The organism is Butyrivibrio sp. VCB2001 (assembly GCF_000423965.1).
Lineage (GTDB): Bacteria > Bacillota > Clostridia > Lachnospirales > Lachnospiraceae > Butyrivibrio.
The window spans coordinates 100660-114482 of sequence record NZ_AUIZ01000002.1; the positions used below are offsets into that span (position 1 = coordinate 100660).

Here is a 13823-nt window from a genome sequence, read left to right on the forward strand (position 1 = left end):
ATTCATAATTCTTTTATACCACAGTAGTTATGTTTTCCTCAATCAGAACAGACAATTCTTTTTCCGCTTTCTGTGCACCGGCCCTATCATCTCCCGGAACCGAGAGATATATCTTGATCTTGGGCTCTGTGCCTGAGGGTCTTACGACTATGCCTGCACCTGTTTCAAGAGAGAACTTAAGGACATCTGACTTTGGAAGATTATCTACTCCATCAAGATAATCAAGGGTCAGGGCGACTTTTTGGCCGCACAGCTCTCCTTTAAGGCTTCTGAACTTCTCCATGATATTCTTCATTTTCTCCTGTCCTTTGGGACCTTCAAACTCAAAGCTATAGAGTGTATTCAGATAGTAGCCGTATCTTTCATAGAGCTCATCAAGTACATGGACAAGGCTCTTACCCATCTTTCTATAATATGCAAACATCTCGCAAATAAGGAGAGACGCGTTAACTCCGTCCTTGTCCCTTGCATGAGTGCCCGAAAGATATCCGCAGCTCTCCTCAAATCCAAAGACATAATCATCTTTTCTGCCCTGTGATTCCAAAAGACCTATCTGCTCTCCGATGAACTTGAATCCCGTAAGGACATTGACGGTCTTTACGCCGTAGTGATCAGCAATCTTTTCACCGAGATCACTGGTGACAATGGTCTTGACCATAACAGGATTTTTCGGCATTGTATCCAACTTAACTCTGCGCTCACATACGTAGTTCAGCAAAAGACATCCCACCTGATTTCCGGTGAGCAAGACAAAATCTTCTTTATCTCTTACCGCAACTCCAACTCTGTCGCAGTCGGGATCAGTCGCCAAAAGAAGATCTGCTCCAATCTGCTTTGCACAGTTCATTCCAAGCTTCATAGCCTCCGGAATCTCCGGATTTGGATACGGACAGGTAGGAAAATTCCCGTCAGGCTTTTCCTGCTCCTTCACCACATTAACGTCCATGAATCCTGCTCTTTTAAGCACATCTGTAACAGGCTTTCTTCCGGTTCCGTTTAGAGGAGTATAGACTATCTTCGCACTTTTATCGCCATCTTCTTCGCCGATCAACGAGAGTCCTAACACCTCATTGATAAAAGATTCATAGACTTCATCAGGTACAAAAGAAATCCTTTCATCACTCTCACTGACCATTCTCACATCAAGTGCATCTGTTTTATCAATATACCCCTGAATTTTTTCTGCAGCCTCGGTGGTTATCTGGCATCCATCAGAGCCGTATACCTTGTAACCGTTATATTTGGCAGGGTTGTGGGAGGCCGTGATCATGACTCCGGCTTTGCACCCAAGTTTTCTTACTGCAAAAGACAAGCAGGGCGTTGGCATAAGCTCTTTATATATGTACACATCGATTCCGCATCCGGCAAAGACTTTCGCAGCTGTATTTGCAAAGAGCTCCGACTTTATCCTTGAGTCAAAAGAGATAGCGATGCTCTTTTTCTCATCACCAAATTCGTCGTTTAAATAATCAGCTATTCCCTTGCTGGCCTTTATAACAGTATGGACATTCATTCGATTTGTGCCGGCGCCTATAACGCCTCTTAGCCCACCCGTTCCAAAGGCCAGATTCTTATAAAATGCATCCTCCTTCTCTGCTTCATTTTCTTCCATAGCATTAAGTTCAGCCACAAGATCATCATCAAGAAGATTTGCTTCTTTCCATCTTCTGAATTCATCTCTGTAATCTCTTTTCATCCTATTCTCCTTTGTTCCTTCTGTCCCGGCGTTGAAGCTATGATCTTCATGCTGCCTTTAAAGCACGCCTTCTCATATCCCTCTGGTATGATAAAGCTATCTCCCTTTGAGATGGCGCATCCATCCACTTCACCGTATCCTTCCACAACACTTACCAGCATGAATTCAGACAGTCCAGTGATCCGTGCCCGTCCTTCAACCTTCATCTCATAGACGTGGTAATGCTCACATCCATAAATACTGTGAAGAGTGTTTGCTCTTCTGTCCCTTTTGCACGCAGGAACCAGGCATTCTTCTATGGGTCTTGCCGGAGTCATGATGACGTCCTTACTCTGCTCAAGATGAAGCTCTCTCTTCTTCCCGTCTTCAAGTCTGTCGTAATCATATACGCGATAGGTGATATCACTGTTTTCCTGAGTCTCCAGGATAAGGCAGCCCTTCGTAAGCGCATGCACTGTTCCCGGATCTATCTGCAAAAAATCCCCTTTCTTTACGGGAACTCTTTTTATAAGCTGTCCCCATCTGCCCTGATCTATAAGCTCATCCAGCTCTACTTTATCTCTGGCGCTGTGCCCGAGAACAAGACTTGCCTCAGGCGGACAGTCAAGGACATACCAGCATTCGGTCTTTCCAAGAGCCCCGTGTTCATGTTCTGCAGCATACCCGTCATCGGGATGCACCTGTATGCTGAGGTCGTCTCTGGCATCAATGATCTTGACAAGGAGTGGGAACACATCACCTTCCTCATCTCCAAAAAGCTCTCTGTGCTTCTCCCATAGCTCAGATAAATGCATGCCCTTATACTTTCCATTTTTCACCGTTACATCACCGCTTGGATGGGCCGATATTCCCCACAGCTCTCCTATATCGTTTCCTTCTTCATTGCATCCAAACTCATCCTTCAGCCTTGTACCACCCCAGATGGTGTGCTTACAGACAGGCTCCAAAAATAGTATCTCAAGATTGTTTTCTTTCATTCTCTCCTCCAATTTTGGGCAACAAAAAAACAGCGATTGCAAAACCGCAAATTCAATCGCTGTTTACTTGGTCAATCCGTCCTGTTTCCGTCTTCGTCAAACCCGCGAACATAGTCCACGAGGTCTTTTAAATTAACCTTTGCTATGCCGATCTTCTGATCTGCTGCCCCATAGCCCATGATCAGTTCATCGCCAATCGTTACCGCTCCGGTTGTAAAAATGCAGGGGCATGGGAATTTATCGGGAAGCTCCCACTTCTGCCTCGCATAAATCAGCCTTTCAGACATACGGTGTTTTATCTCAGGAAAGTCACCGTCTCTTTCCTTAAGTATCATGAAGGACTGAGTGTAGCCATAATTCGGAAGTTCTTTTCCGTGATAGGATACAAGCCACTCTCCATCCCCGATATCTATTGGAGGAAAGCTTGCTCCAACTCTCTCCTGTTCCCAGTCAAACTCACTTTTGGCAAGCAGTCTGTGAGTAGCGCTTTTAGTAGCAAAATCCTCAAACTCATCTGCTGCCGAGAGGAAAATCGCAGGCGTCATAACACCTTCACCCGTTGGAAACTCGTAGCTTCTCTCAGGCCTGTGGAGCATAACGAGCCTTTGTGCTCCTCCTACATTCATTCTCTTTGGGAAAAAGAAAACGTCCCTGTTATCACTAAGATTCCCATCCGTAAGCGGTCCTACATAAGAGAATGCTTCTTCGTATTTTCCTTCTTTTAGCTTATTAAGATTGACTTTATAAAGAACCGTGACAGTATCATTTCTCCTGGCAAGAACGCCCACCGGAGAGTCCGGATCCATAACCCAGTCAGGCAGGTTGTCTTTTCTCTTATCCCCTTCCCAGTAAGGTCCCGGAGGAAAGAGTCTGCAGGCAACGGTCAGATAGAGCTGCGCTCCTATGTAAAAGAGCCTTGGATCTTCTATGCACCCGTTGGCATAGTTAATGACTTTCTCTCCCTTATCATTTATCACGTACATATCCTGCTCATCATAGGCAAGCTTCGGGGCAAGAGCAGGTCTTTCAAAGTCAGCTGTAAAGCTCTCTCCCATATCGGTACTCTTTGCATATCCAAGGAATATCGGATATGGATCGGACTTCCCTTTAAGATTAGCCTCCGGCCAGGGACCTGTTGCCCGAAATAGCATGTGAATGGTCTTTCCGTCTTCATCAAGAACCAGCGCAGGATTCAGCACCATCGTATCCGCCCAGGCACAGCCCTCTTTGGGCTCCAGCACAGGCTCTTTTGAATAAGTGATGATTGGTTTTTCTCTCATCGCTCAAATCACCGCCTTCCGATCTCACGGTCCGTCTCGGAAGTTTTACTGTGCTCCTTAATATAGTCAATGATCTCATCGGTATAACCAAATGCAAGGCCAACATAGCTGTCGGCAGCTCCGTAATAGATGGCGATCTGACCTGTTTCCCTGTTCTGTACTGTTGCGCATGGGAAGCATACATTGGGCACAAAGCCTCTCTCCTCATACCACTCCTGTGGAGTCAAAAGAAATGTCTCACACCTGTACTTAACTACAGAAGGATTGTCTATATCCAGGATTGCTCCTCCTATGGAATACACATATCCGTTGCAGGTTCCGGTAACACCGTGGTAGAACAAAAGCCAGCCTTCGCTTGTCTCAATCGGAGTTGCTCCTCCGCCTATCTTAAGCGATTCCCACCAGTTCTCGTTTGGTCCCATGACATGTCTGTGCTTTCCCCAGTAAGTCATATCAGGGCTCTCACTTATAAAGATATCTCCGAAGGGAGTGTGACCTGAGTCTGAAGGTCTTGAGAGCAGCATATAATTTCCGTTTATTTTTCTTGGAAAAAGAACTGCATTCCTGTTAAAGGGAATAAAAGGATTCTCAATTCTCACAAACTTCTTAAAGTCTCTTGTCTTTGCTATTCCTATGGATGCTCCGTAAAAATCCTGGCACCAGATGATATAGTAATCATCCTCAACCTTTACAAGACGCGGATCGTATGCATACTGTGGCATGAAGGGATTTCCCTCTTCATCCGTAAAAGGAATCTTCTCACTATCAATATCCCACTTAATTCCATCTGCGCTTCTGCCCATGTAGATAGCAGGAATTCCGTTTGTCTGCTCTCCTCTGAAAACTCCTATGAATCCGCCCTCATAGGGCATTACTGCGCTGTTAAATATTCTTGCAACTCCCTCCACAGGATTTCTGTCAATTATGGGATTGGCATTGTATCTCCAGATAGGAGCTCCCTTAAGTCCCTCAGGCTTATCCTGCCAGGGCATGCGCTCTGTTCCGGGTCCGAAAATCTCGTACTTCATTAGTTTTCTCTCCTTAATAGTTCAAGGTTTCTGTTTATCAAATCGTCTCTTTGTCTTACACACAGGACCGACCTGCCGGGATCCTGCGGGGTTTTGAAACAGTAGTCAAGAAGCTTGTCCACTGTGGTTGTTGCAACATGCATTCGTGTATCTGATGATGCATAATAGATAAACACCTCTTCTTTCTCATTAACTATCGCTCCGTTCGTGAACACAACATTGGAGACATCCCCTACTCTCTCATCACCTCTGGGTCCTATTAAAAGACCTGACGGCTCAGCGATCACTTTGGACGGGTCCTTTAGATCTGTCACAAAGCAGTAGAGAACGTATCTGAGCCCTGCTGCTGTATTTCTGACTCCGTGAGCTATATGTATCCATCCTCTTGCTGTCTTTATAGGCACGGCACCGGCTCCGTTCTTAGCCTCGGTGATGGTGTGATACTTACGAAGGCTCGTCATCTTCTCTTCGTCAATCACTGCCTGAGTGATATCACTGCAAAGTCCAAATCCGATTCCACTGCCACTTCCTGTCTCAATAAAATCATCCATCGGTCTTGTATAGAAGGCATATTTGCCATCAACAAATTCAGGATGAAGAACAACGTTTCTCTGCTGGGGGCTTCTCAAGGTGACAAGATTTGGAAGTCTCTCCCAGTTCTTTAGATCCTTTGTCCTTACAATTCCTGCCGAAGCCACTGCTGCAGAGAGGTCACTTACAGATGTATCCTTACTCTCCGAGCAGAAAACTCCGTAGATATATCCGTCTTCATGCTGGGTAAGTCTCATGTCATAAACATTTGTCTCTTCCTTGCAGGTATCCTCCAACAGAACCGGATGATCCCAAAATCTGAATCCATCTATTCCATTCTCACTCTCTGCAACTCCAAAGAATGACTTCCTGTCATTTCCCTCAATTCGTGCAACAAGGTAATATTTCCCGTTCAGATAGATAGCTCCCGAATTCATGACTGCATTTACGCCAAGTCTCTCCATGAAGTAGGGATTTTCGTCTTTATCAAGATCGTATCTCCAGGTAAGCGGAATATGTTCTCTTGTAAGAACAGGATATTTATATCTGTTATACAGACCGTTATAAAAATCAGACGGCTCATTCTTCCTTGTAATAAGCCTCTCCTGCTTTTCAAGCTCCTCGTAATACTTTTCGTGAATCATCTGCTGCTCCTTTTTTAAGTCTGTTTATCATTTCAAAGCACATTCTGCCGTTGTGGTAGGGACACTTCCAGGGCTCTACTATAGGTTTTTTGCCCGGATTTCCATTTTCATCAACCTGCCAGAACCACTCCGAGCCCTCTCTCTTGTCGATGATATGGCTCTTTGTGTACTGCCATATGCTCTTTGCAGCCTGCAAATACTCAGGCTTTCCGCTTCTTAGGTAGCCATTTACAAACCCTACCATGGCCTCCGACTGCACCCACCAGATTCTGGTATCATCCCTTACTCCGGCTTCGCATTCATTTACAAAAGATCCATCAACCATGGCTTTTTTATAGGTGTTCTCCACCATATCAAGGGTCATACTCCGGATCTCCTCTGCATCTTTTGCTCTTAGGTACTCACCGCCAAGAGTATCGAGCGCAAGGTCGATAAGCCAGGAGCTTTCAATATCATGGCCGAAGCTGTGAAGGTCTATCAGAGAGTTGTAGTTTATGTCAAAGAAGACCTCCTGCCTGTGCTTCTTTTTGTTGTAGATCCTGTCCTTAAAGATAAGGAGCAAGTCTGAGAGTTTCTTTCCTATACACTTTTTGATGCCAAGGTCATCTGTCACATCATATAAGAGCGTGTAGGCTTCAAGCACGTGAAGCGCTGTATTCATGGTTCTTTCAGCCATAACTCCGTTCTCAGAGAGCTTGTCGTTGGGAAGAAGATTAAAGTCTTCATCAAAAGCCTCGAGGTAGCCGTCATTGTCCCTGCACATCTCCTCTATCAGGAAAAAGAGCTTGTGCGCCAGATTAAGCGCCTCCGGTTCAGCCGTAGCTCTGTAGTATTCCGATAAAGCATATATGGCAAATGCCTGATTGTAAGTATGTCTTGTACTGTCGAGAACCTTGCCGTCATAGGTAACGGACCAACAGATTCCCTTTGTTCCATCACCGGCAAGTTTCTCTTTTAAAAACCTGTAGGCGTGGTCTGCTTCTTCAAGAAGCGATATGTCTTTTAACTCGTTAAATGCCCTTGAAAAGAACCAGAGAATGCGGCTGTTCAGTATTGCGCCTTTCTCAGCTTTTTTATCTACCTTCAGATCAAAATCCATAAGGCCGTAGTAGCCGCCGTATTCATCATCTCTAAGTCCCTTCCAGAAGGGTATGATATGTTCCGTTAATTCTTTTTGTATTTCCTGTAACATTTCAAAACCTCAAAAACTCTTTTATCCCTTAACTGCACCCTGCGTTATTCCGCTGTAAATCTGCTTCTGGCAAAGGATAAATACTAAAAACGCCGGGAAGATCGAAATAAGGACACCTGCGCAGATCAGGTTGTACTGGCTTCCCATAGGACCAACAAAGGTATAAAGGGAAGTGGACATGGTTCGTATCTCCTTGTCCATAAGATAAAGATTGGCGCAGTAGTACTCGTTATAGACCGATACTCCTTTTAATATGCACGCTGTAACAACCGCCGGCTTAAGAAGCGGAAGGATTATTTTCCAGTAAACCGTCCAGTAGGAAGCACCGTCTATGATTGCCGACTCATCCACTGAATTTGATATATTCTCCATAAACTGAATGAAGATATAAATGGAGATGACGTCAGTTCCGCACATCATGATGATGTAGCCGTAGAGGTGATTTACAAATCCCAAGGTACTCATGATCTTGTACACCGTAACCTGCATGGCAATTGACGGAAGGAGTGATGCAAACAAAAACAGATTTCTTATGAGGGTATTTCCTAAAAACTCAAAGCGGTTCAGTACATAAGCAAGCTGCGTTCCGACTACGACAGAGACAACGAGAACAACCACCATTACTATGAGAGAGTTCATAAATGCCCTGCCCATGTTTGCTGTCTGAAAGGCCTTGACGAAGTTATTGAAGTATAACCAGTTTGAGGGAGGTGTAATTACATTTGTTGTCTGATACTCCTCCGATGTCTTGAAAGCCGTAAATATGCAGGATACTACAGGTACCACAGCTGCAAACGCAAAGAATACAAGGATCAGGTATTTAATTATGTTTATGAATAGCTTTCTTATCTTCATGCGTCTGCCTCTCTGAAAACATATTTAAAGAACAGTTTCTGCAATATGGTGACTATGAATATGATCACCAGAAGTACCACAGCCATGGCACTTGCAAGTCCTACTTTCTGCGTGACATGTGCAATCTCGTTCATGATAACGAAGTAGGTTCCTGTTCCGTTAGCACCTCCCGTTATTACAAACGGAGGTTCAAAAGCACTTAAGGATCCGGTTATTGATAGGATCACGTTTAAGGTGACAATGGTCTTGATACTCGGAAGAATTATGTGAAAGAACTGTTGGAAGCGATTTGCTCCGTCAAGGGAAGCTGCCTCATAGAGTTCAGCATCCACCGACATGATTGCTCCGATAAAAAGGACCATGTTCTGTCCGAAGTAGCGCCATACAGAGGTCGCCACCAGGGACCAGTTATTTACACTCTGATCTTTTAACCAGTAGGGAAGAATGTCCTTGTTCACTCCAATGATCCCCAATATTGAATCAAGGACGAATCCTCTTGTGTAAAAGAACTTGAAGATAAAACCGATAGCAATTCCGCTTATGAGGTAAGGAAAGAACATCATTCCTTTAAAGATGTTTCCGCCCTTTACCCCAAAGCTTAAGATCGTTGCCAGAAACAGTGCCAGTGCCAGCTGAAACAGTGCACCGGCGCAGTAATAGAAACTGAGCTTTAATGCCTTGAAACAATCGTCTCTGGTAAACACATCAATATAGTTTTTCCATCCCACAAAAACTCTTTTGTCCGGTGGTGTAAGATATTTCATTTTGTAAAAGCTAAACTGTACCATCTGCGCAAAGGGCAGGTAGGTAAAGATAGCAAGAAGAAGTAATGGGACAGTGATAAAGCTGATTATTATTACAGTCTGTTGTCCCTTTCTACTTTTAAGCCATTTCATTGCCCCATCCTCCTTGGTTTTAACAGTTACTCATTTACTGATACGCCGAGAACTTCCTGAGCCTGTGTCCACTTCTCGTTCCACTCGTTCATGATGTCATCAAATTCCATATCGCCCATTGATGCATGCTCGATGATGAGCTGGATTCTTCTGTCGCCACCTGCTCTGTAGTTGAGCTCTGACTCAGAGTTGAGCTCGTTGAGAAGATCCTCTTCTCCCTCTGCTGCTGGTGCTTCCTGAAGGAATTCAACGTTGTCAAATGAGAGCTTTGTCTCAGTGCTTCCTGCCTTGATTGGAAGACCATCTTCGTTGTATACGAAACCTGACTGCTCAGTCATCCACTTTACAAAGATGATTCCTGCCTGCTTTTCATCATCGGGAGCATTCTTGTTGATACCATAGCAGTAGTCAGGACCTGCAAGAGCGTACTGCTTGCCATTTACTGTTACAGGGAATGGCATGTATCCGATATCTGCTGCGTTATCTCCGGCAGCTTCCATCTGAGGATAAGCCCATGATCCAAGGACCATGCATCCGATCTCGCCTCTGTTGATCATGCCCTTGCAGCCTTCCCAGTCGGTTGTTGAGTAGTCATCCTCTGTAAGTCCCTGTGCAACTGCATCATAGAGAATCTTGTATACAGCGTAAGGATGTGTAGAATCACCGTAATCTCTGAAAGGATCCTTCTCATGAAGAAGTGTTCCGTTGGTGTAGTTTACATCACCTGTTGCACTGATTCCTGTGTAATCATCCCAGCTTCCCATTGTCCATCCTGCTGCGTAGTTGGTGTAGAGAGGAATAATGGAAGGATCATGGTCCTTGATCTTCTTAAGAGCAGCAATGAAATCCTCAGGAGTCTTGGGAAGTTCTGTTACGCCTGCCTCCTCAAACACTCTCTTGTTGTACACGATACCCTGAGCTGTTGCTGTTGAAGGTACTCCGTAAACCTCACCCTGGTACTCCCAGTGATCTGCGTAGTTGATCTGTCCGTTCATAACATCAAGAGTTCCGAATGACTCAAAGTATGAAGAAAGGTCTGCCTTGTCAATTGCAGGGATGAGGATTACTGTCTCATAATCTCCTGACTGAAGATGTGTCTTGGCATCCTCTGCGTAGTTTGTATCTGTGATCACGTTTACTGTGATATCAGGATAAACTTCATTGAAGGCCTCAATGTATTCCTTCCATGTAACTCCGCCATAATCCTCTGAATCAAGGTCTGTTCTGTTGCTGAAGAAAGAGATCTCTGTATTAAGATCAGTAAAGTCTTCACCGAGAACAAGATCGGCATAAGGCTTAACTCCTTCTGCATCAGATACAGGAGCATCTGCTGTAGCTACCTGCTCGTCTTCTGCCTGTGCTACTGCACCTGTATCTGCGCCTGTCTCCTGGCCGCTTTCAGATACAGTTGTCTCCCCGCAGGCAACCGCACCTGCTGCCATGATTGTAATAAGTGTAACCGCTAAAGCTCTTTTCAATTTCATATTCATCCTCCTTTTAACGAGCTCTGTTTCATTTACTGATTGAAGAATACATTATTTACTTTTTTTAATCATCTATTATTCTTGCGTTTTATAGCTCATTCTTGCGTTAGTGGATTTATCTTTCAATTTATTAGCTTTTTACTCATTTATTTAGCTTATTTTGCCTAACTAACTTAAACGTTTTAGTTAATTTTAGGTTGATATTTCCTTTTTTACTTACTATAATGGTCCCATAAACAGGAGTAATATCATGACACCGGCAAAATACACCACGATCGATGAACTGAATAATATCTTCCGTTTCCACAGACTCTTCGGTAGTGGTACGTCTTTTACCGATGTCCTTGACACCAAGAGATTCATGGCCTGTGGCTGCGAGTCATTGGATCCTCTTATCCTCAGAGCAGTCTTTGGAGGAGCTATTACCTACGGTATCCCAACCACCTTTGAATGTATCGATAATCCATTCTATTTATTATTATATATCGAAAAAGGGGATGCCTTGATAAAGACAAAAGACAGCATAACGATGCCCGAAAGAAGCATGATACTATTAAAGCCCTACGAGAATTTCCGCTTTGACACCAAGAGTACTCCATGCTATTTTCATCTGTTCTTGTTATCAGGGGAATCCTTAAGACTATACACAGAACATTCATCTAAGGTTATAGAATTTAAAGAAAAACATATCGGAACGCAGCTCTCCTACCTGCAAAGGCTGCTGCTGAGGCAGGGAACGGACTCAGAGCTTCTAAGAGCCAGAATACTGACCGACATTCTCACAGAAGGTTATCTTGCAGGTTCAAAGGCCCTTGCCCCTTCAACAACTCCCGGTATACCCGGTTATATCCAGGAGATGAAGTCCATACTTGATCAGGAATACAACACCTTTATTACTCTGGATAACCTTGAGCAGAGGCTCCTTATAAGTAAATACAGGCTCTGCCGTGAGTTTAAAAACTACTACGGACACTCGCCACTCCAATATCTCAACAATGTCAGGATCCAGCAGGCCAAGACACTTCTTGAGCAGACAGATATAACGATAAATGCCGTGGGGTACGACGTCGGCATCGCCAACACCAGTCATTTTATCAAGCTCTTTAAGAGAGAAACCTCGCAGACACCTGCTGAATACAGAAAAAACAAAAGCTCTTAGCATCAGCTAAGAGCTTTTACACTGTCTTTTTCTATGAGATGTCCCGTAATAATGTGCGTTCCCATTTTCACATCCTCTCCCTTTAAAAGAGATGTCAGATAGGAAACAGCCTTCTGCACCATAACAGGCATATCTACTTCATAAGTGGTTATCTCCACGTCGCATACTCCCGGGAAGATAAAATTATCATATCCTACAACCGAGAAATCATCGGGGACCTTGTACCCCTCTTTTTCCAGCCTCTTGATAAGTACTCCTGCTGTAAGATCACAGTTACATACAAATGCTGTCGGAAGTTCCAATGGAAGCGGGAGCTTATCAGGTTCAAAGATGATTCCGGTATTCTTATCTCTGTCTTCAATCTGCCAGTCAGGTCTTACCTGAATTCCATGCTCCATCATGGACTTTACATATCCCAAATATCTGTCGGTAATGGATGTTGTCTGCAAAAGAGATCCCACAAAGGCTATATCTCTGTGACCTTTGTCAAACAGATAATTGGTCATATAGTATGAGCCATAGAAGCTGTCTGATATAACAGACACTTCATCTCTGGACTCATCGCAGAAATCCAGATATACCAAAGGAATATCTCCTGCTACGCTCTTTATGAACTCGCAGTACTGCCTTGAAAATTCGCCCTGCATCACAAGAGCATCTATCTTGTTTTCACGTAGCAGATTCGGAGCCGTCAGCTCTTTTTCCATGTCATGGGTTATAAGCTCTAAGATAGTGAAATCTCCCTGAGCACCAAGCCGGCTTGTGAGCATCTGATACATCTGCAGATAGAATGAATTGTATTTACTAAAGTACTTGTCGTGAATGATAATGCCTATGTTATGGCCCTTTGTTTCACTGCGGATAGCAGCGGAGGGCTGAACGTATCCCATCTCATCAGCAAGCCTTAAGATCTGCTGACGGGTACTCTCACTGACACCCTTCTGTCCTGTGAGGGCTTTGGATACTGTGACAACACTCACTCCAACTTTTTTGGCTATATCTGCCATCTTAACTGTCTTTGCCATGTAAGTAGTCCTTTGGTGGTTTATTTAAGCGCTTCGTGTATATAGTCCATAGCCTCAAGATAGCCGTTAAGGCCATGTCCGTAAATCTGTTTATCGCAGGCAGGAGCTGTTACTGAAACCTTACGAAACTCCTCCCTGGACTGGATATCCGAGATGTGGATCTCAACCTTGATGATATTTTCAAGGCTCTTAAGTGCATCATGGATAGCATAACTGTAATGGGTATATGCTCCGGGATTTATGACAATTCCTACTGTGCCATCGCTGTAAGCCTCCTGAAGCCTGTCGATAATGGCTCCCTCATGGTTTGACTGATAGCACTCCACCTCATCTCCGTCGGCTGCTGCCTTGTCTTTTATCATATTGCACAGGTAATTATAGTCCTGATTACCGTAGACTGCCTTTTCCCTGATTCCCAGGAAATTCAGGTTTGGTCCGTTGATCACAAGTATCTTCATATCCAGCTCACCTTTAAGTTTTTGTACAGCGCTACCGTCCCCGGAAGCTGGCCAAGGCCCATGTTGCCTCCTGTCAGGATGTCGCCGAGAGTAATTCCGTCGTCGTGATAATGTAAGAGTTCAAGATTGTCTATTCCGTAGAACACGTCTTTTCCGCGCTTTACTGTAGAGAGGTGATACCACTCATCCTCTCCGGCGCCTGCCATGGGGTCTGCACCTCTATAAACCAGGTTTTCGTATCCGTTCTTGTACAGTGCACAGGTGTGAAAAGACCTCTCCCTCTCCGACTCTCTGTTGTAGTAAGAGAGCAAAAACTCCGAGATCCTGTCCCCTGCATTCTTGGCAGCAAAGTGAAGCTGCGCTCTTCCGACATCCGAAAGAGGCTTAAACTCAAAATCTATTCTCACGTCCGCAGGAAGGGGCTTGGTATACCAAAGTACTGCTTCTCCCAAAGAGCTGATGCACATTGCGTCTTTGGAAAAAGAAATATCGGCGTCCCCTTCAAGTACTAAATCCTTGATATCCGATTCACCACTTAGAGCATTCTCATAAATAACTCTAGGCATAAAGATTTGTATCTCCAATCAGATTTTTATAA

The 13823-nt window shown here is 44.4% G+C and carries 13 protein-coding genes; 1 reads left to right on the plus strand and 12 read right to left on the minus strand.

Annotated elements, in window-relative coordinates; translation table 11 throughout:
• Nucleotides 1–13 precede the first annotated feature (13 nt).
• From G589_RS0103235 to G589_RS0103275, 9 genes are all read right to left on the minus strand, one after another.
• Nucleotides 14–1696 (minus strand): phospho-sugar mutase, encoded by a 1683-nt coding sequence (locus tag G589_RS0103235; RefSeq protein WP_026521088.1) that lies wholly within the window; start codon nucleotides 1694–1696, stop codon nucleotides 14–16.
• A complete protein-coding gene (locus G589_RS18700) occupies nucleotides 1693–2673 on the minus strand; it encodes a type I phosphomannose isomerase catalytic subunit (RefSeq protein WP_035775254.1) in 981 nt (326 codons plus the stop codon). The genes G589_RS0103235 and G589_RS18700 overlap by 4 nt, the downstream gene beginning before the upstream one ends.
• A 71-nt stretch (nucleotides 2674–2744) precedes the next feature.
• Nucleotides 2745–3953, minus strand: a complete 1209-nt coding sequence (locus G589_RS0103245; RefSeq protein WP_035775257.1) for a hypothetical protein — start codon at nucleotides 3951–3953, stop codon at nucleotides 2745–2747.
• An 8-nt stretch (nucleotides 3954–3961) separates the two neighbouring features.
• Nucleotides 3962–4981 carry a glycoside hydrolase family 130 protein gene (locus G589_RS0103250; protein WP_051192146.1) on the minus strand — a complete coding sequence of 340 codons (1020 nt, stop codon included), beginning with the start codon at nucleotides 4979–4981 and terminating at the stop codon, nucleotides 3962–3964.
• Complete coding sequence (locus tag G589_RS0103255; RefSeq protein ID WP_026521091.1) at nucleotides 4981–6156, minus strand: glycoside hydrolase family 130 protein; 1176 nt, start codon at nucleotides 6154–6156, stop codon at nucleotides 4981–4983. The genes G589_RS0103250 and G589_RS0103255 overlap by 1 nt, the downstream gene beginning before the upstream one ends.
• Complete coding sequence (locus G589_RS18705; protein ID WP_051192147.1) at nucleotides 6125–7348, minus strand: AGE family epimerase/isomerase; 1224 nt, start codon at nucleotides 7346–7348, stop codon at nucleotides 6125–6127. Before G589_RS18705 ends, G589_RS0103255 begins: the two co-directional genes overlap by 32 nt.
• 21 nt (nucleotides 7349–7369) lie before the next feature.
• Nucleotides 7370–8203: a carbohydrate ABC transporter permease gene (locus tag G589_RS0103265; protein ID WP_026521092.1), complete on the minus strand. Its 834-nt coding sequence runs from the start codon at nucleotides 8201–8203 to the stop codon at nucleotides 7370–7372.
• Nucleotides 8200–9099 (minus strand): carbohydrate ABC transporter permease, encoded by a 900-nt coding sequence (locus G589_RS18710; RefSeq protein ID WP_022764539.1) that lies wholly within the window; start codon nucleotides 9097–9099, stop codon nucleotides 8200–8202. Before G589_RS18710 ends, G589_RS0103265 begins: the two co-directional genes overlap by 4 nt.
• Before the next feature lie 26 nt (nucleotides 9100–9125).
• On the minus strand, nucleotides 9126–10583 hold the full coding sequence (locus tag G589_RS0103275) for an ABC transporter substrate-binding protein (protein ID WP_026521093.1): 1458 nt from the start codon (nucleotides 10581–10583) through the stop codon (nucleotides 9126–9128).
• 250 nt (nucleotides 10584–10833) lie between these two features.
• Between G589_RS0103275 and G589_RS20885 the strand changes: the two genes are divergently transcribed.
• Entirely contained in the window at nucleotides 10834–11742 is a 909-nt protein-coding gene (locus G589_RS20885; RefSeq protein WP_026521094.1) for a helix-turn-helix domain-containing protein, read from the plus strand.
• Nucleotides 11743–11744: 2 nt separating this feature from the next.
• On the opposite strand, the gene G589_RS0103285 is transcribed toward G589_RS20885, so the two are convergent.
• From G589_RS0103285 to G589_RS0103295, 3 genes are read right to left on the minus strand one after another with little or no spacing between them, the layout of a single operon-like run.
• Nucleotides 11745–12767 carry a LacI family DNA-binding transcriptional regulator gene (locus G589_RS0103285; protein ID WP_026521095.1) on the minus strand — a complete coding sequence of 341 codons (1023 nt, stop codon included), beginning with the start codon at nucleotides 12765–12767 and terminating at the stop codon, nucleotides 11745–11747.
• A gap of 20 nt (nucleotides 12768–12787) precedes the next feature.
• Nucleotides 12788–13225: a type II 3-dehydroquinate dehydratase gene (locus tag G589_RS0103290; protein ID WP_026521096.1), complete on the minus strand. Its 438-nt coding sequence runs from the start codon at nucleotides 13223–13225 to the stop codon at nucleotides 12788–12790.
• Complete coding sequence (locus tag G589_RS0103295; protein WP_026521097.1) at nucleotides 13222–13791, minus strand: DUF1961 family protein; 570 nt, start codon at nucleotides 13789–13791, stop codon at nucleotides 13222–13224. Before G589_RS0103295 ends, G589_RS0103290 begins: the two co-directional genes overlap by 4 nt.
• Nucleotides 13792–13823: the final 32 nt, after the last annotated feature.

Coding starts and splice junctions, on each gene's coding strand:
- G589_RS0103285 (WP_026521095.1), bottom strand. CDS start 12,767: ATGGCAAAGACAGTTAAGATGGCAGATATAGCCAAAAAAGTTGGAGTG.
- G589_RS0103295 (WP_026521097.1), bottom strand. CDS start 13,791: ATGCCTAGAGTTATTTATGAGAATGCTCTAAGTGGTGAATCGGATATC.
- G589_RS0103245 (WP_035775257.1), bottom strand. CDS start 3,953: ATGAGAGAAAAACCAATCATCACTTATTCAAAAGAGCCTGTGCTGGAG.
- G589_RS0103255 (WP_026521091.1), bottom strand. CDS start 6,156: ATGATTCACGAAAAGTATTACGAGGAGCTTGAAAAGCAGGAGAGGCTT.
- G589_RS0103275 (WP_026521093.1), bottom strand. CDS start 10,583: ATGAAATTGAAAAGAGCTTTAGCGGTTACACTTATTACAATCATGGCA.
- G589_RS18710 (WP_022764539.1), bottom strand. CDS start 9,099: ATGAAATGGCTTAAAAGTAGAAAGGGACAACAGACTGTAATAATAATC.
- G589_RS20885 (WP_026521094.1), top strand. CDS start 10,834: ATGACACCGGCAAAATACACCACGATCGATGAACTGAATAATATCTTC.
- G589_RS0103290 (WP_026521096.1), bottom strand. CDS start 13,225: ATGAAGATACTTGTGATCAACGGACCAAACCTGAATTTCCTGGGAATC.
- G589_RS0103265 (WP_026521092.1), bottom strand. CDS start 8,203: ATGAAGATAAGAAAGCTATTCATAAACATAATTAAATACCTGATCCTT.
- G589_RS18700 (WP_035775254.1), bottom strand. CDS start 2,673: ATGAAAGAAAACAATCTTGAGATACTATTTTTGGAGCCTGTCTGTAAG.
- G589_RS18705 (WP_051192147.1), bottom strand. CDS start 7,348: ATGTTACAGGAAATACAAAAAGAATTAACGGAACATATCATACCCTTC.
- G589_RS0103250 (WP_051192146.1), bottom strand. CDS start 4,981: ATGAAGTACGAGATTTTCGGACCCGGAACAGAGCGCATGCCCTGGCAG.
- G589_RS0103235 (WP_026521088.1), bottom strand. CDS start 1,696: ATGAAAAGAGATTACAGAGATGAATTCAGAAGATGGAAAGAAGCAAAT.